The 21,570-nt window shown below is 69.0% G+C and carries 21 protein-coding genes and 1 tRNA gene; 3 read left to right on the top strand and 19 right to left on the bottom strand.

The genetic code is table 11. The annotated features are described in order from the left end of the window. Positions 1–26 precede the first annotated feature (26 nt). The 4 genes from ACIQ6S_RS04365 to ACIQ6S_RS04350 all read right to left on the bottom strand — a co-directional run bounded on the left by ACIQ6S_RS04365 (position 27) and on the right by ACIQ6S_RS04350 (position 2,996). Entirely contained in the window at positions 27–566 is a 540-nt protein-coding gene (locus tag ACIQ6S_RS04365) for a regulatory protein RecX (RefSeq protein WP_397607289.1), read from the bottom strand. After that, the gene (recA, locus tag ACIQ6S_RS04360; protein WP_397572857.1) at positions 563–1,597 is read right to left on the bottom strand and encodes a recombinase RecA; all 1,035 of its coding nucleotides are present in this window, start codon (positions 1,595–1,597) and stop codon (positions 563–565) included. Before recA ends, ACIQ6S_RS04365 begins: the two co-directional genes overlap by 4 nt. Before the next feature lie 177 nt (positions 1,598–1,774). Beyond that, positions 1,775–2,419, bottom strand: a complete 645-nt coding sequence (gene lexA, locus ACIQ6S_RS04355; RefSeq protein ID WP_397572821.1) for a transcriptional repressor LexA — start codon at positions 2,417–2,419, stop codon at positions 1,775–1,777. A 67-nt stretch (positions 2,420–2,486) separates the two neighbouring features. After that, positions 2,487–2,996: a CinA family protein gene (locus tag ACIQ6S_RS04350; RefSeq protein WP_397607288.1), complete on the bottom strand. Its 510-nt coding sequence runs from the start codon at positions 2,994–2,996 to the stop codon at positions 2,487–2,489. A gap of 83 nt (positions 2,997–3,079) precedes the next feature. On the opposite strand from ACIQ6S_RS04350, the gene mutS reads away from it, so the two are divergent. Next, a complete protein-coding gene (mutS, locus tag ACIQ6S_RS04345) occupies positions 3,080–5,620 on the top strand; it encodes a DNA mismatch repair protein MutS (protein ID WP_397607287.1) in 2,541 nt (846 codons plus the stop codon). A 3-nt stretch (positions 5,621–5,623) separates the two neighbouring features. Here mutS and ACIQ6S_RS04340 read toward each other — a convergent pair whose 3' ends face one another. The 6 genes from ACIQ6S_RS04340 to ffh all read right to left on the bottom strand — a co-directional run bounded on the left by ACIQ6S_RS04340 (position 5,624) and on the right by ffh (position 9,727). Further along, positions 5,624–6,001 carry an RNA-binding S4 domain-containing protein gene (locus ACIQ6S_RS04340; RefSeq protein ID WP_397607286.1) on the bottom strand — a complete coding sequence of 126 codons (378 nt, stop codon included), beginning with the start codon at positions 5,999–6,001 and terminating at the stop codon, positions 5,624–5,626. Between the two features lie 167 nt (positions 6,002–6,168). Next, complete coding sequence (gene rplS / locus ACIQ6S_RS04335) at positions 6,169–6,546, bottom strand: 50S ribosomal protein L19 (RefSeq protein ID WP_297875783.1); 378 nt, start codon at positions 6,544–6,546, stop codon at positions 6,169–6,171. Positions 6,547–6,640: 94 nt separating this feature from the next. Beyond that, on the bottom strand, positions 6,641–7,393 hold the full coding sequence (trmD, locus tag ACIQ6S_RS04330; protein WP_397572825.1) for a tRNA (guanosine(37)-N1)-methyltransferase TrmD: 753 nt from the start codon (positions 7,391–7,393) through the stop codon (positions 6,641–6,643). 11 nt (positions 7,394–7,404) lie between these two features. Next, positions 7,405–7,911 (bottom strand): ribosome maturation factor RimM, encoded by a 507-nt coding sequence (rimM, locus tag ACIQ6S_RS04325; protein ID WP_397572826.1) that lies wholly within the window; start codon positions 7,909–7,911, stop codon positions 7,405–7,407. A gap of 41 nt (positions 7,912–7,952) precedes the next feature. After that, positions 7,953–8,201 carry a 30S ribosomal protein S16 gene (rpsP, locus tag ACIQ6S_RS04320; protein ID WP_397572827.1) on the bottom strand — a complete coding sequence of 83 codons (249 nt, stop codon included), beginning with the start codon at positions 8,199–8,201 and terminating at the stop codon, positions 7,953–7,955. Between the two features lie 149 nt (positions 8,202–8,350). Then, positions 8,351–9,727 (bottom strand): signal recognition particle protein, encoded by a 1,377-nt coding sequence (ffh, locus tag ACIQ6S_RS04315; RefSeq protein WP_397607285.1) that lies wholly within the window; start codon positions 9,725–9,727, stop codon positions 8,351–8,353. 116 nt (positions 9,728–9,843) lie between these two features. On the opposite strand from ffh, the gene ACIQ6S_RS04310 reads away from it, so the two are divergent. Continuing rightward, positions 9,844–10,638: an inner membrane protein YpjD gene (locus ACIQ6S_RS04310; protein ID WP_397607299.1), complete on the top strand. Its 795-nt coding sequence runs from the start codon at positions 9,844–9,846 to the stop codon at positions 10,636–10,638. Between the two features lie 12 nt (positions 10,639–10,650). Here ACIQ6S_RS04310 and ACIQ6S_RS04305 read toward each other — a convergent pair whose 3' ends face one another. The 9 genes from ACIQ6S_RS04305 to murJ all read right to left on the bottom strand — a co-directional run bounded on the left by ACIQ6S_RS04305 (position 10,651) and on the right by murJ (position 21,137). Further along, a complete protein-coding gene (locus ACIQ6S_RS04305) occupies positions 10,651–11,502 on the bottom strand; it encodes a DUF1444 family protein (RefSeq protein WP_397607284.1) in 852 nt (283 codons plus the stop codon). Positions 11,503–11,517: 15 nt separating this feature from the next. After that, on the bottom strand, positions 11,518–12,912 hold the full coding sequence (gene radA, locus ACIQ6S_RS04300; RefSeq protein ID WP_397607283.1) for a DNA repair protein RadA: 1,395 nt from the start codon (positions 12,910–12,912) through the stop codon (positions 11,518–11,520). 71 nt (positions 12,913–12,983) lie between these two features. After that, positions 12,984–14,030: a hypothetical protein gene (locus ACIQ6S_RS04295; protein ID WP_397607282.1), complete on the bottom strand. Its 1,047-nt coding sequence runs from the start codon at positions 14,028–14,030 to the stop codon at positions 12,984–12,986. A gap of 83 nt (positions 14,031–14,113) precedes the next feature. Next, positions 14,114–14,189: transfer RNA gene (locus ACIQ6S_RS04290), tRNA-Thr, on the bottom strand. Between the two features lie 37 nt (positions 14,190–14,226). Then, positions 14,227–15,183 carry a 4-hydroxy-3-methylbut-2-enyl diphosphate reductase gene (ispH, locus tag ACIQ6S_RS04285; RefSeq protein WP_397607281.1) on the bottom strand — a complete coding sequence of 319 codons (957 nt, stop codon included), beginning with the start codon at positions 15,181–15,183 and terminating at the stop codon, positions 14,227–14,229. Beyond that, positions 15,180–15,662 (bottom strand): signal peptidase II, encoded by a 483-nt coding sequence (gene lspA, locus ACIQ6S_RS04280; protein ID WP_397607298.1) that lies wholly within the window; start codon positions 15,660–15,662, stop codon positions 15,180–15,182. Before lspA ends, ispH begins: the two co-directional genes overlap by 4 nt. Before the next feature lie 52 nt (positions 15,663–15,714). Further along, the gene (ileS, locus tag ACIQ6S_RS04275; protein ID WP_397607280.1) at positions 15,715–18,585 is read right to left on the bottom strand and encodes an isoleucine--tRNA ligase; all 2,871 of its coding nucleotides are present in this window, start codon (positions 18,583–18,585) and stop codon (positions 15,715–15,717) included. Continuing rightward, complete coding sequence (locus tag ACIQ6S_RS04270) at positions 18,582–19,556, bottom strand: bifunctional riboflavin kinase/FAD synthetase (RefSeq protein WP_397607279.1); 975 nt, start codon at positions 19,554–19,556, stop codon at positions 18,582–18,584. Before ACIQ6S_RS04270 ends, ileS begins: the two co-directional genes overlap by 4 nt. Positions 19,557–19,577: 21 nt before the next feature. After that, positions 19,578–21,137, bottom strand: a complete 1,560-nt coding sequence (gene murJ, locus ACIQ6S_RS04265; protein WP_397607278.1) for a murein biosynthesis integral membrane protein MurJ — start codon at positions 21,135–21,137, stop codon at positions 19,578–19,580. 119 nt (positions 21,138–21,256) lie between these two features. Between murJ and rpsT the strand changes: the two genes are divergently transcribed. Further along, positions 21,257–21,526, top strand: coding sequence for a 30S ribosomal protein S20 (gene rpsT, locus ACIQ6S_RS04260; RefSeq protein ID WP_297864904.1), 270 nt, complete (start codon positions 21,257–21,259; stop codon positions 21,524–21,526). Positions 21,527–21,570 lie beyond the last annotated feature (44 nt).

The raw sequence follows: 21,570 nt of genomic DNA, 5'->3' as shown, positions 1-21,570 counted from the left end.
GTAGCAGGGGGCGCGCGGGGATTGGCTCAGGGCTCGTCGTCGCCTTCGGCACGCAGGGCCAGGGCCTGCCGGGCCTGGTCCTGCGAAAACCCTCGCCGCAGCAGGAAGCCCAAGGCCTTGTGCCGCAGCTTGATCGCCTCCGCCCCCCGCTCGGCACCTCGCAGCGCGGGGAGGAACCGGGCCGCGACGCGAGCCGCGGTGTCCGCCCAATCGAGGCCCTCGGCTTCCGCCGCCTCGAACGCCGCGTCGACATCAGCCGCGGGCACGCCGTTCACGCGCAACTCGGCGCGGATGCGGATCGGGCCCTGCCCCGCCAACGCGCGGCTTCGAACCAAGGCCTCGGCATAGCGACGATCATCCTGGAAGCCCTGCCGCTGCAGGGTCTCAACGGCGGCGTCGAGTTCATCGACCTCGACGCCCTTCCCGCGCAGCTTGCGCTTTAGCTCGGTGGCCGAGTGCTCGCGCCGGACCAGAAGCCCGAGGGCCCGCTGGTAGGCAGGGACCGCCGGTCGCTCGCGACGACCACGCGGGGTCGGCTCGCGATCGTCGGCGCCCTCGCCACTCACGCGTCAGCCGGCTCTTCGGATTCTTCGTTGCGGCTCTCGGCCGGAACGTAGAGCTCACGCAGCTTGGCCTCGAGCTCGGCGCACTGGCGCGGATTGTCCTTGAGCCACGCGCGGGCGTTCTCCTTGCCTTGGCCGATGCGCTCGGTGCCGTAGCTGTACCAGGCGCCCGACTTCTCGACGAGCTTGGCATCGACGCCCATGTCGATCAGCTCGCCCTCGCGGCTGATGCCCTCGCCGTAGAGGATCTCTGTGACGATCTGCTTGAAGGGCGGCGCCAGCTTGTTCTTGACCACCTTGATCTTGGTCTGGTTGCCGATGATGTCGTCGCCCTTCTTGACGGCACCGATGCGGCGGATGTCGAGACGGATCGACGCGTAGAACTTCAGCGCGTTGCCGCCGGTGGTGGTCTCGGGATTCTGGCCCGGCATCATCACGCCGATCTTCATGCGCAACTGGTTGATGAAGATCACCATCGTGTTGCTGCGCTTGATGTTGCCGGTGAGCTTGCGCAGGGCCTGGCTCATCAGGCGGGCCTGCAGGCCGACCTGCATCTCGCCCATTTCGCCCTCGATTTCCGCCTTCGGGGTCAGTGCGGCGACCGAGTCGACCACCACCACGTCGACGGCGTTCGAGCGCACGAGCATGTCGGCGATTTCCAGTGCCTGCTCACCCGTGTCCGGCTGGCTGACCAGCAGGTCGTCGAGCTTGACGCCCAGCTTCTGCGCGTAGATCGGGTCGAGCGCGTGCTCGGCGTCGATGAAGGCCGCCGTCCCGCCCGCCTTCTGGCACTCGGCGATGACTTGCAGGGTCAGCGTGGTCTTGCCGGACGACTCCGGCCCGTAGATCTCGATGACGCGGCCCTTCGGCAGGCCGCCGATACCGAGCGCGATGTCGAGCATCAGGGAGCCAGTGCCGATGACTTCGGCGGCTTCCACGTTCTTGTCGCCCATGCGCATCACCGTGCCCTTGCCGAACTGGCGTTCGATCTGGGTCAGGGCGGCAGTCAGGGCGCGCTTCTTGTTTTCGTCCATCGCGGTCATGTCGGGTCTCGGGTCAGAGGGTGTGGAAAGGAGTCTGGGGCAGGCGTTTCGCACAGGCTGAGACAGCGGCGGAACGTGGGATCAGGGTGGTGCAAACCGGCCGGGCGTCGCAGAAGCCGGTGCCGCGCGGAAGAGTCGGAGAATCAAGGCCCGGGGCGTACGCCGCGCTCACCGCGACGGCCTCAGCAGGCCGCAGAACAGGCCTTCGATGGCGAAATCCTGGTCCTCGGCGACGGCAATCGGCGCGTGTTCGGGATTGCGCGGCATCAGCCGAAGGCCCTCACCGCCGAAGTGCAGCACCTTCACAGTGATCTCGCCGTCCACCCGGGCGATGACCACCTGTCCGTGGCGGGCATCGGCCGTGCGGCGCACGCCGATGAGGTCGCCGTCGAGGATGGCTTCGTCGCGCATCGAATCGCCCTGGACGCGAAGCAGGTAGTCGGGCGTCGGGTGGAAGACATGCCGATCGAGCACCACGGTGGCGTCGCTACCGATGTCGGCCCCGATCGGCTGGCCGGCGGCGACACGGCCCAGCACCGGCAGCCGGACGGCATCGTCATCGACTGCAGAGGCGAGCGGCAGGGCCGACTGTGCCCTGGCCGGCGCCTGCAGCACGCGCAGGCCGCGGGCCTTGCCCGGCAGGCGCTCGATGGCGCCGGCGGCCTCGAGGGCCTCGAGGTGGTACTGCGCGGCGCGCACGCTCTTGAAGCCGAAAGCACGGGCGATCTCGGTCTGCGAAGGCGGCATGCCCTCCGACTCGATGCGTTCGGCGATCAGTTCGAGGATGGCGGTTTGGACGTCGGTCAGCGGCATGTGGGTAGTAATACTACTAACCAAGCCCTGCCACAAGCCCCCGAAGCGCGAGTGGGGGGACGCCGCCTCAGTCGGAGGTCAGGGCCAACAGCCCTCGCAGGGCCGCCGCAATGGTTTGCCGCCGCACCGCCTCGCGGTCGCCGGCGAAGTGGAACACCTCGGCCTTCGGGTAGCCGCCACGACGCTTCCAGCCGATCCAGACGGTACCGACCGGCTTGTCGACCGTCCCGCCGCCGGGGCCGGCGATGCCCGTCACCGCGACGGCCACCGAGGCCGCCGAATTCACCAATGCGCCCGACACCATCTCGATCACCGTTTCGCGGCTGACCGCGCCCTCGCGCTCGAGGGTCTGCGGCCGCACGCCGAGCATGGCCTGCTTGGCCTCGTAGCTGTAGGCGACCATGCCGCAGTCGAACCAGCCCGAACTGCCAGCGAGATCGGTGAGGGTCTTGGCGATCCAGCCGCCGGTGCAGCTCTCGGCGGTGCTGACGAAGAGGCGCTGGGCAACCAAGGCATCGGCGAGCTGCCGCGCCAGCGCGGCCAACTCGGCATCGTTGGGGAGGTAGGGCGTGTCCATCCCGCTAGACTAGCCGGCCCTTGCCCGACCGGTCAGCCCGCACGTTCCGAATGGCCAGCGACGCCCCACAGCACACCCCGCTGATGAAGCAGTTCTTCGCCGCCAAGGCGGAGCATCCGGACTTGCTGCTGTTCTTCCGGATGGGCGACTTCTACGAGCTGTTCTACGACGACGCCCGCAAGGCGGCGCGGCTGCTCGACATCACACTCACCCAGCGCGGGCAGTCGGGCGGGCAACCGATCCCGATGGCGGGCGTGCCGGTGCACGCCTACGAGGGCTACCTGGCCCGCCTCGTCGCCCTCGGTGAATCGGTGGCCGTATGCGAGCAGATCGGCGATCCAGCGCTGGCCAAAGGCTTGGTCGAGCGCAAGGTCGTCCGCATCGTCACTCCGGGCACGGTCACCGACGAGGCCCTGCTGCAGGAGCGCCGCGACACGCTGCTGATGGCGGTGGTGCGCGGGAAGAGCGGCTTCGGTCTGGCCTGGGCCGACCTCGCCGGCGGCCGCTTCCTCGCCAACGAGGTCGCCGACGAGGACGCGCTCGCCGCGGAGCTCGCTCGGCTGGAGCCGGCCGAAGTGCTCGTGCCGGACGAGGACGGCTGGCCCAGCGCGGTGACCCAGCGCCAAGGTGCGCGTCGTCGCGCGCCGTGGCTGTTCGACGCCGACAGCGCCCGGCGTGCCCTTCTCCGCTTCTTCAACTTGCACGACCTCTCGCCCTTCGGCCTCGAAGGAAAAGCGCTGGCGACGGCCGCCGCAGGCGCCCTGCTCGGCTACGTCGAGGAGACGCAGAAGCAGCAACTGCCGCACCTGACGGCCATCGCCGTCGAGGCCGCGGACGAGGCCATCGCCCTGAACGCCGCGACGCGGCGGCATCTCGAGATCGACACCCGCGTCGACGGCAACACGGCGCACACCCTGCTGGGCGTGGTGGACAGCACGATCACGCCGATGGGCGGCCGCCTGCTGCGGCGCTGGCTGCACCGGCCGCTGCGCACTCAGGCGGTCGTCGCCGAGCGCCACCACGCCGTGCGCAGCCTGCTCGACTCCCGCGCCTTCGACGGCCTGCGCGAAGCGCTGCGCCGCGTCGGCGACCTCGAACGCATCCTCTCGCGCGTGGCCCTGCGCTCGGCGCGCCCGCGCGATTTGTCCACCCTGCGCGATGGCCTCGCGCTCTTCCCTGCCCTGCGCGAGGCATTGGCGCCGCTGGATTCGCCCCGCCTCGCCGCCCTGCTCGCCCGGCTCGGCGAGCACGTCGACACCTCGGATTGGCTGCAGAAAGCCATCGCGCCGCAGCCGCCGTTGAAGCTGGTGGACGGCGGCGTCATCGCCGAGGGCTTCGACGCCGAGCTCGACGAGCTGCGCGTGCTGTCGACGAATGCCGACCAGTTCCTGCTCGACCTCGAGGCCCGCGAGCGCGCCGCTACCGGCATCGCCACGCTGAAGGTCGGCTACAACCGCGTCCATGGCTTCTACATCGAGATCAGCAAAGGCCAGGCCGACAAAGCCCCGCTGCACTACAGCCGCCGGCAGACGCTGACCGGCGCCGAGCGCTACATCACCGATGAGCTGAAGCAGTTCGAAGACAAAGTGCTCTCGGCGCGTGATCGCTCGCTGTCGCGCGAGAAGCAGCTCTGGGAAGACCTGCTCGACGGCCTCAATGCCGTGCTGAACCCGCTGAAAGCCGCCGCCGAGGCGGTGGCCGAGATCGACGTACTGGCCGCATTCGCGGAGCGCGCGCTGGCGCTGGATTGGGTGGAACCGCAGCTGGTGGCCGAGCCCAGTATCGGCATCGAGCGCGGCCGCCATCCGGTAGTGGAGGCGGTGCGCGAGGCGCCGTTCGAACCCAACGACCTCGCGCTGTCGCCCGAACGGCGGATGCTGGTGATCACCGGCCCGAACATGGGCGGCAAGAGCACCTATATGCGGCAGGCGGCGCTGATCGTGTTGCTGGCCTACGCCGGAAGCTTCGTGCCCGCCTCGCGCTGCGTGTTCGGGCCCGTCGACCGCATCCTGACGCGCATTGGCGCCGGCGACGACCTCGCCAAGGGCCAGTCGACCTTCATGGTCGAGATGAGCGAGACGGCCTACATCCTCCACCACGCCACCGCGCACTCGCTCGTGCTGATGGACGAGATCGGCCGCGGCACGTCGACCTACGACGGCCTCGCGCTGGCGCAGGCCTGCGCGCTGCACCTCGCCAACGTCAATCGCGGCTTCGTGCTGTTCGCCACGCACTACTTCGAGCTGACGGCGCTGGCCGGCGACGGCAGCAACGGCATCGCCAACGTGCACCTCGACGCTGTCGAGCACGGCGAGAAGCTGGTCTTCATGCACGCGGTGAAGGACGGCCCGGCGAACCGCAGCTTCGGTCTCCAAGTGGCGGCCCTCGCGGGCCTGCCGCGCGCGGTGCTGGGCGAAGCGCGACGCACGCTTGCGGAGTTGGAGCAGCGCAGCCGCGACATGCCGGCGACCGCCACCTCGCCGGCCGCCATCGACCAACCGGCACAGATGGCCCTGTTCCGCAGTCCGCCGCCGGCGCTCGACGCCTTGGCCGCGGTCGATCCGGACGAACTCACGCCGAAGCAGGCGCTGGAAGCGCTCTATCGCCTCAAGGCGATGCTGTAGCCGTTACAGCGCGTCGAGGTCGCCCAAGGCCTGGATCAGGCGGCGTTGGCGCTTGTTCGGGCGCGTCTCGGGCGGCTGGTAGCCCTGTGCTTCGAAACGCCGTTTCTCGCGCTCCGCAAGGCGGGCGGCGATCGACGCTTCGGATTCAACGTACAGCTGCTGCGCCACGCTGGCCGGGCCGCGCTGTTCGGCGACCCCGCGGACTTCGACCTCGTAGCGCTCGCCAGCCCGCTCGACGGCGAGCACGACGCCGGGGCGTACCGTGCGACTCGGCTTCAGGGTCTGGCCGTCGATGCGCACCTGGCCGAGTTCGATGGCCTTCTTCGCGAGCGCGCGGGTCTTGAAGAAGCGCGCCGCCCAGAGCCAGAGATCGAGACGCACGCCCGAGGCGTCTTCGGCAGCAGGACCCGCAGCCCCCGAAGGCGTGCCGGCGGACGCTTCGAATCGGCGGTGGCGTCGTCGTGTCGGAAGGATCATGGAGACGGAGGCCGGAAACACGAACGGCCGCGCGAGGCGGCCGTCCGGGGTTGGCGCTAGCGCGGCCGGGATTACTGGGCCGACTTGCGAGCCGCCAGGTCTTCCTTGATGCGCGCCGCCTTGCCTTCGAGATCACGCAGGTAGTACAGCTTGCCGGCGCGGACCTTGCCGTAGCGCTTCACTTCGACGGAGTCGATGATCGGGCTGTGGGTCTGGAACACGCGCTCGACGCCGAAGCCGTGCGAGATCTTGCGGACGGTGAACGAGGAGTTCAGGCCGCCGTTCTTCTTGGCGATGACCACGCCTTCGAAGGCCTGCACGCGCTCGCGGTTGCCTTCCTTCACCTTGACGTTGACGATCACGGTGTCGCCCGGGCTGAACGCGGGAAGCTGACGCTGGATCTGCTCGGCCTCGAACTGGGCGACGATCGACTTGTTGAGCTGGCTCATGGCTTTAAACCTGTGTAGTTCTTATAGATGCCGCGCCACGCAGGCACGTAGCCCGGGCGAGTCGGAAAGTATACCCCCGTCTTGACAGCCGGCGCTAGGGGCTGTCGGGGCTCGAAACTTGACGGGCGATGAATTCGGCGAGCAGGGCCCGGTCCTGCCGGCTCAGATCCATCCGGGCCAGAAGGTCCGGGCGGCGGAGCCAGGTCCGGCCCAGGGACTGCTGCCGGCGCCAGCGGGCGATCTTCGCGTGGTCGCCGGAGAGCAGGACCTCCGGCACGCCGTCGGTGCCGAGGGTCTCCGAGCGAGTGTAATGCGGGCAGTCCAGCAGGCCGTCCTCGAAACTGTCCTGCACCGCCGAAGCCGCGTCGTTGAGGGCGCCGTCGAGCAGGCGGCCCACGGCATCGATGACCACGGCCGCGCCCAGCTCACCGCCGGACAGCACGTAATCGCCGATCGACAACTCTTCATCGACATGCGCGTCGAGGAAGCGCTCGTCGACGCCCTCGTAGCGGCCGCACAGCAGCATGAACCCGGGCAACGACGCCAGCGACCGGGCCTTGGCCTGGGTGAAGCGCGGCCCCTGCGGCGAGAGATAGATAACCGGGCCGGAGGCACCGTCGGCACGTGCTGCGGCCAGGCAGGTTTCGAGGGGCTCGGGCAGCATCAACATGCCCGGGCCACCGCCGAACGGCCGCTCGTCGACGCGCCGGTAATTGCCGGTGGCGTAGTCGCGCGGGTTCCAGCCCTTCACCGCGATCAGCCCGCGCTCGGCGGCGCGACCGACCACGCCGACACCAGCCGCTTGGGCAATGAAATCCGGGAACAGCGTGAGGACGTCGATGCGCATGGGCGCGCCGATCAGAACTCGGGATCCCAGTCGACGACCATCCGGCCGCCGTCGAGGTCGACCTCGCGCACGACGTCCGGGGTGTAAGGCAGATAGCGCTCGCGCTCGCCCTTGATGGCGATGACGTCGTTGGCGCCGTTGTTGAACAGATGGGCAATGGTGCCGAGTTCGACACCCTCGACCGTCGCGACCTTCAGGCCCTCGAGGTCGACCCAGTAGTACTCGCCGGGCTTCGAGGGCGGCAGCTGCGAGCGCAGCACCCAGATCTCGGCGCCGACGATGGCCTCGGCGTCGTCGCGGGTTTCCACGTCGGGGAGGCGGGCGGTGACCGAACCGTTCGGGTTCACTTTGCCCTTCGCCCCGGACACGAGGCTTTCCTCGCCACGATGGACGAGGATCAAGGGCTTGTAGCGGAACAGCGCGTCACGGGGACTCGTCCAGGACTCGAGCTTCAGCTCACCCCGAACGCCGAACGCGCCGACCACCCTGCCCAACAGGATGCGGCGCTCGGTGCTCATTCAGGTCTCGTGCGCCATCGCGGAAGGATGGCGCAACGGGATCAAGCGGCCTTGGCCGCTTCCTTGACCAGCAGCGCGACCTTGTCGGTCATCTGCGCGCCGTGCGACACCCAATGCTTCACGCGATCGGAGTCGATTTCGACGCGCTTCTCGCCACCACGGGCGACCGGGTTGTAGTAACCGACGCGCTCGATGTTGCGGCCATCGCGGGCGTTGCGGCCGTCGGTGACGACGACGTGGTAGAAGGGGGCCTTCTTGGCGCCACCGCGAGCCAGGCGGATCTTGACCATTGCTGTTTGCTCTGTAGTTCTTGGGGTCATACCTGCCCGTTCAGGGGCAGGGAATTGGAAAGTCTAGCGGGGCCAGCCCCAAAAGGCAAAGCCGAGCATCAGGACGGGCTGCAACACCGGGACGCCGTTCAGGCTCGCCGTGCCAGCCCTCAGCGCGGGAAGCCGCCACCCGGGAAGCCCCGGCCGCCCATCATCCCCTGCATGCCGCGCAGCATGCCCTTCATGCCGCCACGCGACAGCTTGGACATCATCTTCTCCATCTGCTGCCACTGCTTGTAGACCTGGTTCACCTGGGCCGGGCTGGTGCCGGATCCCTTGGCAATGCGGGCCTTGCGGGAGCCGTTCAGCAGATCGGGATTGCGGCGTTCCTTCGGCGTCATCGAGTTGATGATCGCGATCATCCGCGGCACTTCCTTGCCGGTGACCTGCGCCTTCACGCTGTCTGGGACCTGGCCCATGCCGGGCAGCTTGTCCATGAGGCCAGCCAGGCCGCCCATGTTCTGCATCTGCAGCATCTGGTCGCGCAGGTCGTTCAGGTCGAAGCGCTTGCCCTTGGCGACCTTCTCGGCGAGCTTCGCAGCCTTGTCCTTGTCGACGCTGCGCTCGACCTCCTCGACCAGCGACAGCACGTCGCCCATGTCGAGGATGCGGCTGGCGGCGCGATCCGGATGGAACACGTCGAGGCCGTCCGGCTTCTCGCCAACACCGACGAACTTGATCGGCTTGCCGGTGATGTAGCGCACGGACAGCGCGGCACCGCCGCGGGCGTCGCCGTCGGTCTTGGTGAGCACGACGCCGGTCAGCGGCAGCGCCTCGGCGAATGCCTTGGCGGTGTTGGCGGCGTCCTGGCCGGTCATCGCGTCGACGACGAACAGGGTCTCGATCGGATCGACCGCGGCGTGCAGCGCCTTGATCTCCGCCATCATTTCCGCATCGATGGCCAAACGGCCCGCGGTGTCGACGATCAGGACGTCGGCGACATTCCGCTTGGCGGCGTCGATGGCCGCGCGGGCGATATCGACCGGCTTCTGGCCGGCTTCGGACGGATGGAACAGCGCGCCGACCTGGCCGGCGAGCGTTTCGAGCTGGGCGATGGCGGCCGGACGATAGACGTCGCAGCTCACCACCATCACCTTCTTCTTTCGGCGCTCCTTCAGGTGCTTGGCGAGCTTGCCAACCGTCGTCGTCTTGCCGGCACCCTGCAGGCCGGCCATCAGGATCACCGCCGGCGGCTGCTGGGCCAGCGAGAGCTCGGCCCCCTGCCCGCCCATCACCAGCGTCATCTCGTCGCGGACGACCTTGATCAGGGCTTGGCCGGGGGTGAGCGACTGCAACACCTCCTGCCCGACCGCGCGCACCTTGATGCGCTCGATCAGGGCCTGCACCACCGGCAGGGCGACATCGGCCTCGAGCAGGGCGATACGGACCTCGCGCAGGCTCTCGCGGATGTTCTCCTCGCTCAGGCGGCCGCGGCCGCGGAGGCGCTGGAGGGTGCCGGAAAGGCGCTGGGTGAGGGACTCGAACATGGCGGAAAGCGCTGCAGGGACGCGGTAAAGCGGGGCGCGAAGTATAGCCCCGGGGCCGATGCGAGGCGTTCTCGTCTCGAGGAGCCCTGTGCGACACTTCGGCCATGCCCACCGACCTGATCCTCGCGGCCTTCGCCGCGCTCGCCTACGCGCTCGCCGCCTTCGGGCTGGTGCGTCGCCTGCAGGCCGGCGGATCGGCGCACGGCGCGCTGTGGCCCCTCCTGCTCGCCGGCAACGGCGTCCTGCTGCAGCTCGGCCTTCACGCTTGGGCCGGGCACGTGAAGGGGGCACCGGACCTGCACTTCTTCGCGGCGCTCTCCCTCGTGAGCCTTGGCATGGCGGCCCTGACCGTCGCGGCGGCGAAGCTGGAACGGCTCGAAGCCCTCGGTGTGGTGGTGTTCCCCGTGGCAGCGGCCTGCGTGCTGACGTACGCCCTCGGCGCGCAGCCCGGCAGCGGCAGCAACGACCTCCCCTGGCCGATCCTGATGCACGCGTGGCTGGCCCTGCTGGCCTACGCAGCCCTTGCCTTGGCCGCGCTTTTCGCAGCCGGCCTGTGGCTGCAGGAACGCGCGCTGCGGCAGCGACGCATCACCGGCATCGTGCGGATCCTGCCGCCGCTCACGCAGTCGGAGAGCCTACTGTTCCGTACGCTGGTCGCGGCCTTCGCCTTGCTGACGCTGGCATTGGCGATGGGCCTGGTGTTCGTCGAGAACCTGTTCGCCCAGCACCTGATGCACAAGACCGTGCTGTCGCTGCTCAGCTGGACGGTGCTGGCCACCCTGCTGTTCGGCCATTGGCGCTGGGGTTGGCGCGGGGCCAAGGCAGCACGCTGGACGCTCGCCGCCATGCTGCTGCTTGGGCTGGCGTTCTTCGGCAGCCGCTTCGTCTACGAGTTCCTGCTCGCGCGCTGAGCGTCCACCGCCTCAGGCCTCGATGCGCTCCGAGGGCTGGAAGGGCTCGATGCGCCCGTCCGCGAAACGCTGGAAAAGCACCGGCGAGAGGGCGTAGGCCGCATCGGCGTGGATTTCGGTCGCGTATCGGCGAAGCTCGGCGACGACCTTGGGGTCGGCGCTGTCGCCGAACACGAGGACGTCGCGCGCGGGAATCGCGATCACCGGGTCGCCGCGGAGGCGTTCCCTCTCCCGAACCCAGAATTCGTCAAGAAGCACGATCGAGGCTTCGTAGTAGCCGCCAGCGACGACCATGTTCAGCCCGCCGCCGCGCTGCACCTCGAGGCGCGTCAACTTCGCGCGCAGGTTGTCGACGGCGCGACGACGCAGGCCTTCGACACCGATGCCGCGATCGACGAACCAGTCTTCGCCGACATAGGCGACGTTGTGCGGCGTGTCGATGGCATAGACGATGGCGAGGTGCGCGTTGAGTGCTTCGCTGCGATGGCCAACGGGGCGACCGTCCTCGCGCACCGGCAACGCATCGAACCAGTCGGGCGACTTCAACACGGGCACGATGTCGTCGATGCCGGCCGCGTCACTCGCGGCAGCCCCGGTGCTCGAAGCCAACCAGGCTGCGATGACGGCCTCGCGTCCGGCGTCGTCGGCCGCCTCGGCCGCGAAGCGGTAGGCGTTGTCGAGGAACACCTGCTGCAGGCCTTCCGCGCCCTCGATCGAAAGCGAAAGGCGGCTGCTGACGGCCACCGTCCGACCCGGCATCGCGGCGCGCAGGCGGCTGGCCATGTCCTCGGTGAAGGCGTCCGGATCGAGCGCCGGACGTGGCGCCCCGAACATCGCGGACTTCAGTGCGTCCCACCATCCCATCGTCGACCCTCCTGCTCAGCCCGTGGCTTGCTCGAGCGCTTCCGACAGCCGCTCGACACCGATCACCTCCATCTCGCCGACGCGGCCGGATTTCGGCGCGTTGGCCTTCGGCACCACGGCGCGCTTGAAGCCGTGCGTCGACGCCTCCTTCAGGCGTTCCTCGCCATTCGGCACCGGCCGCAATTCGCCGGATAGACCAACTTCGCCGAACGCGATGGTCTTCTCAGGCAACGGGCGATCGCGCAACGAGCTGAGCACCGCAAGCAGCACCGGCAGGTCCGCGGCGGTTTCCTGCACGCGGATGCCGCCGACAACGTTGACGAACACATCCTGGTCGAACACGCCGACGCCGCCGTGGCGATGCAGCACCGCCAGCAGCATCGCCAAGCGGTTCTGCTCGAGGCCAAGCGCGACGCGGCGCGGATTGGCGAGCGGGGATTGATCGACGAGGGCCTGCACCTCGACCAACAGCGGCCGCGTGCCTTCGCGGGTCACCATCACCGCGCTGCCCGGCTGCGGCAAGCGCGCGCCGGAGAGGAAGATCGCCGACGGATTCGACACCTCGCGCAGGCCCTTGTCGCCCATCGCGAACACGCCGAGCTCATTGACGGCGCCGAAGCGGTTCTTGAAGGCGCGGAGCACGCGGAAGCGGCTGCCGGCTTCGCCTTCGAAATAGAGGACGGCGTCGACCATGTGCTCGAGCACGCGCGGGCCGGCAATGCCGCCCTCTTTGGTGACGTGGCCGACGAGGAACACGGCCGTGCCGGTTTCCTTCGCGAAGCGCACCAGTTTCGCCGCACTCTCGCGCACCTGGCTCACCGAGCCGGGCGCCGCGGTGAGCAGTTCCGACCACAGGGTCTGGATGGAATCGGCGATCATCAGCCGCGGCTTGGCCTGCGCCGCCTGCGAGAGGATGCGCTCGACGCAGGTCTCGGCAAGCGCCTGCACGCCGTCGATGCCAAGGCCGAGGCGCTGCGCGCGACCCGCGACCTGCGAGAGGCTCTCTTCACCGGTGACGTAAAGGCCCGGAACCCGCGCGGCCATGGCGGAAATGGCCTGCAGCAGCAGCGTCGATTTGCCGATGCCGGGATCACCGCCGACCAGCACCACCGAGCCCTCGACCAGCCCGCCGCCGAGCACGCGATCAAGCTCGCCGATGCCGGTGGACACGCGCGATTCGGCCTCGTGCTTCACCGATGCCAGCGGCGTGATGCGGGCCTGTTCCGGCACGCCGGCCCAGTTCCCGTGGCGGGGATTCGACTTCGCCGATACCGGCTCGACGACGATCTCCGACAGCGTGTTCCACGCGCCGCAGGCTTCGCACTGCCCCTGCCACTTCGAGTAACTCGCACCGCAATCGGTGCAGACGTAGGCCGTCTTCGCCTTGGACTTGCTGCCGGTAACCGCCACGCCGATGCTCCTTGGATCAGAACGCCAGCTTGCCATGCGCGGGTCGCAGGGCACGAGACGCCGCGCGAAGCCTAGGGGACTGCCTTCGACAGTTCCATCAGGAAGGCATCGCGCTCCGCATCGGAGATCGGCGTGAGCGCTGCGCCGAATTCATCCTTGATCGCAACGGCGAAGGCCTGCGCCCAGTGCGCGTTCAGCACAGTGCCGGCGTGGCCATCGGCGAGATAGAGATGCGCGAGACCATCGCCCTCACCGAAGGCCGCGGACCAGGCCACGGTCCCGCCCGCATCGCGCACGGGGATCCCGCGATAGGCTGGGCGGCCGTCGTCGGAACGCGCACCGACCAGGCCGCGATAGAAAGCCCGGTCATCGAAGAAAGCCCGATTCGGCGAAGCACCGGCGATCGTCCGAAGGCCTGCATCGAAACGATCGAGCATCGCGGCGATGCGTTGCCGCTCGACGGGATCGGTGTACTCGCCGCTTCGGCGCGGCCAGTCGACGTTGTCGAGCACGCCCACCAGCAGGATGCGCAGCTCCGGCTGCACGTCCGCCAGCTGGCGCAGGGCGAGATCGATGGATGCGAGGCAGGCGTCGACGCGGCGACGATTGGCGTCGCTGTCACCATCGCGGGCGAAGGCGTCGAGCGCTTCGCCGGTACCGAGGTCGTTGATGCCGATGCGGACGACGACGACGCCAGTGCGCCATGCTTCGGGCTGCACCGCCACGCGCGCGGCAAGGCGTGGGGCTTGCCGCCCCGGGCCCTCGACGAGGTCGGCGCAACGCGCGCCCGACCAGGCGTAGTTGAATTCGTGGTCCTGCTTTTTCGGCGAGCGACGCTCGATGCCCAGCCAGCCGAGGGGCGTGGCCCATCGGCCGCGAAGGCCCCATTCGCCCCATCCACCGGGGTCGATTTCGTCGCCACGAAGCCGGACGAGGACTTCGGTCCACTGCAGGGTCGTCGCACGCTGGAGGCCGCCACGCTCGGAACCCGACTCGGCGAACGTGACGCGGTCCTGGTAAGCGTGGGAGTCGGAATCGCCCAGCACCGCGAACGGCACGCGATCGGCCGACGGCGACGGTCCGTAGGGGCCCGCACAGCCAACCAGCAATGCGGACAACAGGAGAGCGGCGGGAAGCGCGTGTTCCGTGCGACGGAAGAAGCCCATCGGGTTCCGTTGGACGCGCTGGAGGGGGGGGCTGATGGTGCCGGAGAAGGGACTCGAACCCCCGACCTACGCATTACGAATGCGCCGCTCTACCAACTGAGCTACACCGGCATCAGACGCGGGATTTTAGGGGGCCGTGGGGCCGCGGTCAATCGACCAGGCTGATGCGGAGTTCCTTGGGCAGGGCGAAGACCACGTCCTCGGGCTTGCCGGAAAGCTCCGTCGCCGCCCCGCCGCCCAGTTCAGCCAGTCGCGCGATCACGCCCTGAACCAGCAGTTCAGGTGCGGATGCACCGGCAGTGACGCCCACGCAGCGCTTGCCGTCGACCCAGCGCGGATCGACATGCTCCGCCCCGTCGATGAGGTAGGCCTCGACGCCGTTCTTCTCGGCCAGCTCCCGCAAGCGGTTCGAATTCGAGCTGCTCGGGCTGCCGACCACGAGGATCAGGTCGCAGCGCGCGGCCAGGTCGCGGACGGCGTCCTGGCGATTCTGCGTGGCGTAACAAATGTCGTCGTGGCGCGGGCCCTGCATGGCCGGGAAGCGCCGCTGCAGCGTGGCGATGATGTCCTTGGTGTCGTCGACCGACAGCGTCGTCTGCGTGGTGAACGCCACGTTGTCGGGCTGGGCGATGGCGATGCGCTCCGCCTGCTCGACGTCCTCGACCAGGTAGATCGAGCCCGTACCGGCTTCCTTGCGCCACTGCCCCATCGTGCCCTCGACCTCGACGTGGCCGGCATGGCCGATCAGCACGACATCGCGACCCGCGCGGCAATGCCGCGTGACTTCGATGTGGACCTTGGTCACCAGCGGACAGGTCGCGTCGAACACCTTGAAGCCGCGCTCGGCGGCCTCGTTGCGCACCGCCTGCGAGACGCCGTGGGCACTGAAGATCAGGGTGGCTCCGGACGGCACGTCGGCGAGGTCCTCGATGAACACCGCACCTTTGGCCCGCAGGTCCTCAACCACGAATTTGTTGTGCACCACTTCGTGACGGACGTAGATCGGCGCACCGAGCTGCTGGAGCGCCCTGTCCACGATCTCGATCGCGCGGTCGACGCCGGCGCAGAAACCGCGAGGATTCGCGAGCAGGACGTCGAAGCTCATTTCCTTTCCCCGCTGAAGAAACTGGCGATCACGAGCAACACCGCGCCGGCAACGATCGCCGAGTCGGCCACGTTGAACACGGGCCAGCTGTGCTCACGCCAGTACCAGTGGACGAAGTCGACGACGTAGCCGAAGCGCACGCGATCGATGAGATTGCCCAGTGCACCGCCGATGATCAGCGCGAACGGCAGGGCCTCGGGCCAATGGCCGCGCGGCAGCTTGCGGAGCCAGTGCACCAGCAGGCCGCTGATGCCCACGGCCAGCGCACTGAAGAACCAGCGCTGCCAGCCCGACGCCCCGGCGAGGAAGCTGAAGGCCGCGCCATGGTTCTTCGCCAACTGCCATTCCCAGAAGCCATCAATGACGGGGATCGTGGGGCCGCCGTACTCGAGGATCGACAGGAAGTAGAGCTTGCTGGTCTGGTCGAGGACGATGACCACGGCGGAAAGCCAGAGCCAAACGAGGGCGTTCGGCGTCACGACGTCGTTGCGGATCGGGGCGTTGGAGGTGGAATCGGTCACAGGGCGGCGATCAGAAGAAGCGGCGGTCTTCGCCCGCGCCGTCGACGTTGTCGACGCAGCGGCCGCAGAGCTCGGGATGGTCGGCGTGCGTACCGACGTCGTGGCGGTAGTGCCAGCAGCGCACGCATTTCGCGGCCGAGCTGGCCACCGCCCGGATGAACGCCCCGGCGACGCCGTCGGCCGCCACCGCGTCGGTGGGCTTGTCGGACGCCGGGTGCAGGCGCAACTCGCTGGTGATGAACAGGAAGCGGAGTTCGTCGGCCACCGGCGCCAGCGTCGCGTCGTCGACGTAAAGGTCGACCTCGGCCTCGAGCGAGGCGCCGATCGCGCCACCGGCACGCATCGGTTCCAGCACCTTGGCCACGGCCTCGCGCAGCGCCAGCAGCGCGGCGAAGGTCTCCTTCGAGAGCGCACCGCCCGCAGGCAGGGCATCGAGGTCGGTACGCCAGGTGGCGAACAGCACGTGGGCCTCGCGCGCACCCGGCAGGTGCTGCCAGAGCTCGTCGGCGGTGAAGCTCAGGATCGGCGCGATCCAGCGCGTGAGCGCATGGGCGATGCGGAACATCGCCGACTGCGCCGAGCGGCGGCCGCGGCTGTCCACCGGCATGGTGTACAGGCGGTCCTTGGTGACGTCGAGGTACAGCGCACCGAGGTCGTTGGTGCAGTAGTTCTGCAGCGCGGCGACGACGGCGGCGAAGTCGTAGCGGGCGTAGGCCGCGGTGATCTCGGCCTGCACCTCGCCGGCGCGGGCCACGGCCTGCGCGTCCAGCCACAGCAGTTCGCCGTTCGGCAGCAGGTGCGTGGCCGGGTCGAAGCCCGAGAGGTTGCCGAGCAGGAAGCGCGCGGTGTTGCGGATGCGGCGGTAGGCGTCGGCGGTGCGCTTGAGGATGTCGTCGGAAACGGACATCTCGTTGCGGTAGTCGGTACTGGCCACCCACAGGCGCAGCACGTCGGCACCCATCTGGTCGATGACCTTCTGCGGTTCGACGACGTTGCCGATCGACTTCGACATTTTCCGGCCCTGCGCATCGACGGTGAAGCCGTGCGTAAGCACCTGCCGGTAAGGCGCCGCCCCGTCGATCGCCACGCCGGTGAGCAGCGAGCTCTGGAACCAGCCGCGATGTTGGTCGGAGCCTTCGAGGTAGAGATCGGCCGGCTTGCCCAAGCCCTCGTCGGCGCGCGCGGCGAGGACGGCCTCGTGGGTGACGCCGGAATCGAACCAGACGTCGAGGATGTCGGTGACCTTCTCGTAGTCGGCGGCCTCGGCGCCGAGCAGTTCGGCGGCGTCGAGCGCGAACCACGCGTCCACCCCGCCCTGCTCGATCTTCGCAGCCACCGCGGCCATCAGTTCGGCCGTGCGCGGGTGGATCTCGCCGGTGATGCGGTGCGTGAACAGCGCGATCGGCACGCCCCAAGTGCGCTGGCGCGAGATGCACCAGTCCGGGCGGCCGTCGACCATGGCGCTGATGCGCGCTTCGCCCCAGTCGGGGAACCACTGCACGCCCTTGATGGCGGCCAGCGCGTCGGCGCGCAGGTTGGCCTGCGTCATCGAGATGAACCACTGCGGCGTGGCGCGGAAGGCCACCGGCGTCTTGTGGCGCCAGCAGTGCGGGTAGCTGTGGTGCAGCTTGCCCGAGGACAGCAGCACGCCGCGGGCACCCAGCGCCGCGACGATGACGTCGTTCGCCTTCCACAAATGCGTTCCGGCGATCGCGACCTCGCCTTCCGGCGTCGGGATCGGCGGCGTGCCCGGCAGGTACAGGCCCTTGCCGTCGACGGGATTGATCTGCGCGGCGGTGTAACGGTCGGTGAGCCCGTAGAGCTTGCCGACCACGAAGTCTTCCTGGCCGTGGCCGGGCGCAGTGTGCACCGCACCGGTGCCGTCGTCGGCGGTGACGTGGTCGCCAAGGATCAGCGGGATCTCGCGCGCGTAGAACGGATGCGCGAGCACGAGGCCCTCGAGCGCGCGGCCTTCGACGCGGCCCAACACCGTCACCTCAGCCACGCCGTAGCGGGCCAGCGCCTTCTCGACCAGCGCTTCAGCCAGAACGAGCAGCACGCGGCGGCCGTTGCGCGCCGGGCCTTCGACCAGCGCGTAGCCGAGCTCCGCGCCCAGCGTCACCGCCAGCGAGGCGGGCAGCGTCCAGGGCGTGGTGGTCCAGATCGGCACGGCGACGATGGCGTCGCCGGATTCAACGCCGAACTTGGCGGCCAGCGCCTTCGGATCGCGCGCGTCGTAGGCGACGTCGACCATCGGCGAGGTCTTGTCGGCGTACTCGATCTCGGCTTCGGCCAGCGCCGAACCGCAGTCGAAGCACCAGTGCACGGGCTTCGCGCCGCGCACGAGGTGGCCGCGATCGACGATCTTCGCCAAGGCGCGGACCATGTCGGCCTCGAAGCGGAAGTCCATCGTGCGGTAGGGATGGTCCCAGTCGCCGAGGACGCCAAGGCGCTGGAAATCGCGCGACTGGCCGGCGATCTGCTCGGCGGCGTACTCGCGGCACTTCTGCCGGAACGCGGCGGCGTCGAGCTTGTCGCCCACCTTGCCGAACTTCTTCTCGACGGCGAGTTCGATCGGCAGGCCGTGGCAGTCCCAGCCCGGCACGTAGGGCGCGTCGAAGCCGGCCAGCAGCTTCGACTTCACGACGAGATCCTTGAGGATCTTGTTGACCGCGTGGCCGATGTGGATGTTGCCGTTGGCGTAGGGCGGGCCATCGTGCAGCACGAAGCGCGGGCGGCCGGCGGCATTCGCGCGCACCTGGTCGTACAGGCGGCCATCCTGCCAGCGCTGCAGCGTGGCGGGCTCGCGCTTCGGCAGGTCGCCGCGCATCGGGAAGGCCGTGTCCGGCAGCGAGATGGTGCTCTTGTAGTCGATGCTCACGGCGTCGTCAGGCTCAAGGAATGGGGATGGCCGGCCTTCGGGAGGCCGGCGAGGATCGCGCGCGCTTGCGCCGAATCGCGATCCATCTGTTCGATCAGGGCGGGCAGGCCGTCGAACTTCAGCTCGTCGCGCAGCTTGGCCACGAACTCGACGCTCAGGCGCTTGCCGTAGAGATCGCCGTTGAAGTCGAACAGGTGCGCTTCAAGCAGCGGCTCCTTGCCATTCACCGTGGGCCGCGTGCCGAGGCTGGAGACGCTCGGCATCGGCTGGTCGCCGACGCCGTGCACCCAAGTGGCGAAGATGCCGTGCATCGGCGGGCGCTTGCCGCCGAAACGCAGGTTCGCCGTCGGGTAGCCCAGCGTTCGGCCGAGCTGCTTGCCGCGCACCACGCGGCCGGGGATGGCGTACGGCCGCCCCAGCAACACCGCGGCGCGGTCGAGTTCCGCATTCGCCAGCGCGGCGCGCACAGCGGTGCTGGAGACGCGCTCTCCGGCGTCCTCCACCAGCGGCAACGCATGGGTGGCGAAGCCGAGCTCGGCGCCCATCCGCTGCAGCAGCGCGACATCGCCGCCGCGACGGTGGCCGAAGCGGAAATCGGGCCCCACCCACACCTCGCGGGCGTGCAGCTTCGCGACGAGGACGGCGCGGACGAAGTCCTCGGCGGCCATCGCCACCATCGCCGGGTTGAAGCGCAGCAGGCCGATGACATCGACCTCGAGCGCCTCCAGGCCGGCGATCTTCGCGGCAGGCAGGATCAAGCGCGCCGGCGGCTCCGGGGCCATGAAGAACTCGCGCGGCAGCGGCTCGAAGCTCAGCACCACGAGCGGCAGGCCGAGCTCGCGCGCACGGGCGCGGGCGCGGCCGATCAGCGCCTGATGACCCCGATGCAGGCCGTCGAACGCACCGATGCAGACCACGCTGCCGGCGGGGGTGGGCGACGCGCCCCCGATGTCACGGAACAGCAGGCTCATAAGCCGCCGAGTATAGCGGCCTCAGTGCGCCCAGACCTGCCGTGGACGGACGCCAAGCGCCAGCAGCGACAGGGCGTACACACCGGCACCGGCGGCCACGCAGCCCAGCACGGCGGCGATCCGCGGCCACTCGGGCATGGCGGTGAAATCACCCAGCCAGCTGCGCAGGGCGCCCAAGGCGGCGGCCATCAGTCCGGCGGCCACCAGCACCTGCAACAGGTAACGCCCCCAGCCCGGCTGGGTCCGGTAGAGGCCATCGCGATGCAACCAGGCCCAGAGCAGCGCCGCGTTCGCGATGCCGGCCAGCGCGGTGGCCAGAGCGATGCCCGCGTGTGCGCCGTGGACACCGTACTGCCAGAGCGGCGTGGTGATCGCCGCGGTCAGCCCGATGTTGATGAACACCGTGGCGACGGCCGCGCGCATCGGCGTCTTCGTGTCCGAGCGCGAGAAAAACGCGGGAAGCAGCACCTTCGTCAGCATGAAGGCCGGCACGGCGAGCGCCGTCGCCGACAGCGCGAGGCCGGTCATCTTCGCGTCGTCGGCCGAAAACGCGCCGCGCTGGAACATCGCCGAGGCCAGGGGTTCGGCGAGCATCAGCAGGCCGACGCCGGCTGGGACGCCGGCCAGCAGCACCATCCGCAGCCCCCAGTCGATCGCCTTGGCGTAGCCCTCGGTATCGCCGGCGGCGTGGCGGGAGCTGAGGTGCGGAAGGATCACCGTGCCGATCGCCACCCCGAACAGGCCAAGCGGGAACTCGCTGAGCCGATCGGCGTTGTACAGCCAGGTCTGGCTGCCGGTGACGAGCAGCGAGGCGAAGATGGTGCCGACGATCAGGTTCAGCTGCGCGACGGAGGAAGAGAACAGCGTCGGCAGCATCAGGGCCCCGACCTTGCGCACCGCCGGATGGCGGAAATCGAGGCGGAAACGCGGCCTTGCCCCGATCCGACCCAACGCCGGCCACAGCAGGGCGAACTGCAGCACGCCTGCCAGCAGCACGCCCCAGGCCAAGGCCATCGGCGGCACCTCGAACAGGGGCGCCAGCGCCAGCATCGCCGCGATCATCGCGACGTTGTGCAGCACCGGGGTGACCGCCGCCAGGCCGAAGCGGCCATGGCTGTTCAGCACCGCGCCGGCGAGCGCCGTCAGCGAGATGAAGACGAGGTAGGGGAAGGTGATCCTCAGCATCGACGCGATGGCGTCGATCTGGCCCGGCTGGTCGAGGGCCCCGGGGGCGAAGACCGCTGCGATCCAAGGCGCAGCGAGCATGCCGAGCCCGGCCACGACGATCACGACGGCGCATAGCGCGGCGGCCACATGGTCAAGGAAGTCCCGGACGGCCTCGCGGTCACCCTGCTCCTTCAGGGCCGAGTAGGCGGGCACGAAGGCCGACGAGAACGAGCCCTCGGCGAAGATGCGCCGCAGGTAGTTCGGGATCCGGTAGGCGATGACGAAGGCGTCCATGGCCGCCGAGGCGCCGAACAGGCTGGCCTGCAGCACGTCGCGCGCGAATCCGGCGAGCCGGGACAACAGGGTCATGGCGCTGAAAACGGCGGTGGACCGCAGCAAAGCGGGCTTCTTCACGCCGATTTCCTGAACACCAGGGCCGGAAAGCCGCTTACTTCTTGACGCACCAAGGCTTTTCCCCAATACTCCGCGGTCTTTCGTGCACCATCTTACCCAGTTTCACGCAGGAGCCGTCCGTGGCCAACATCAAGTCCGCCAAGAAGCGCGCCAAGCAGGCCGCTGTTCGCAATGCTCGCAACTCGGCCCAGCGCTCGATGCTGCGTACCGCCGTCAAGAAGGTCGTCAAGGCCATCGATGCCAAGGATGCCGCCGCCGCCGAGGCCGCGTTCGCCATCGCGCAGCCGATCCTCGACCGCTACGCCTCGCGTGGCCTGATCCACAAGAACAAGGCTGCCCGCCACAAGGCCCGCCTGAACGGCCACATCAAGGCCCTCAAGGCCGCCTGATCACGGGCGCAGCCTTCCGTGGCCCGCAAGGCCCATGGAACACG

Source organism: Silanimonas sp. (assembly GCF_044377035.1).
GTDB lineage: Bacteria > Pseudomonadota > Gammaproteobacteria > Xanthomonadales > Xanthomonadaceae > Silanimonas.
The sequence above is the reverse complement of the archived record's forward strand: the minus strand, read 5'-3'. Positions and strand labels throughout refer to the sequence as shown.

What these genes read in the sequence shown, in the direction of transcription:
- recA (WP_397572857.1), bottom strand. Translation starts at nt 1,597, where the DNA reads ATGGACGAAAACAAGAAGCGCGCCCTGACTGCCGCCCTGACCCAGATC.
- lexA (WP_397572821.1), bottom strand. Translation starts at nt 2,419, where the DNA reads ATGCCGCTGACCGACGTCCAAACCGCCATCCTCGAACTGATCGCCGAA.
- ACIQ6S_RS04350 (WP_397607288.1), bottom strand. Translation starts at nt 2,996, where the DNA reads ATGGACACGCCCTACCTCCCCAACGATGCCGAGTTGGCCGCGCTGGCG.
- mutS (WP_397607287.1), top strand. Translation starts at nt 3,080, where the DNA reads ATGAAGCAGTTCTTCGCCGCCAAGGCGGAGCATCCGGACTTGCTGCTG.
- rplS (WP_297875783.1), bottom strand. Translation starts at nt 6,546, where the DNA reads ATGAGCCAGCTCAACAAGTCGATCGTCGCCCAGTTCGAGGCCGAGCAG.
- trmD (WP_397572825.1), bottom strand. Translation starts at nt 7,393, where the DNA reads ATGCGCATCGACGTCCTCACGCTGTTCCCGGATTTCATTGCCCAAGCG.
- rimM (WP_397572826.1), bottom strand. Translation starts at nt 7,911, where the DNA reads ATGAGCACCGAGCGCCGCATCCTGTTGGGCAGGGTGGTCGGCGCGTTC.
- rpsP (WP_397572827.1), bottom strand. Translation starts at nt 8,201, where the DNA reads ATGGTCAAGATCCGCCTGGCTCGCGGTGGCGCCAAGAAGGCCCCCTTC.
- ffh (WP_397607285.1), bottom strand. Translation starts at nt 9,727, where the DNA reads ATGTTCGAGTCCCTCACCCAGCGCCTTTCCGGCACCCTCCAGCGCCTC.
- ACIQ6S_RS04305 (WP_397607284.1), bottom strand. Translation starts at nt 11,502, where the DNA reads ATGGGATGGTGGGACGCACTGAAGTCCGCGATGTTCGGGGCGCCACGT.
- ispH (WP_397607281.1), bottom strand. Translation starts at nt 15,183, where the DNA reads ATGAGCTTCGACGTCCTGCTCGCGAATCCTCGCGGTTTCTGCGCCGGC.
- ACIQ6S_RS04270 (WP_397607279.1), bottom strand. Translation starts at nt 19,556, where the DNA reads ATGAGCCTGCTGTTCCGTGACATCGGGGGCGCGTCGCCCACCCCCGCC.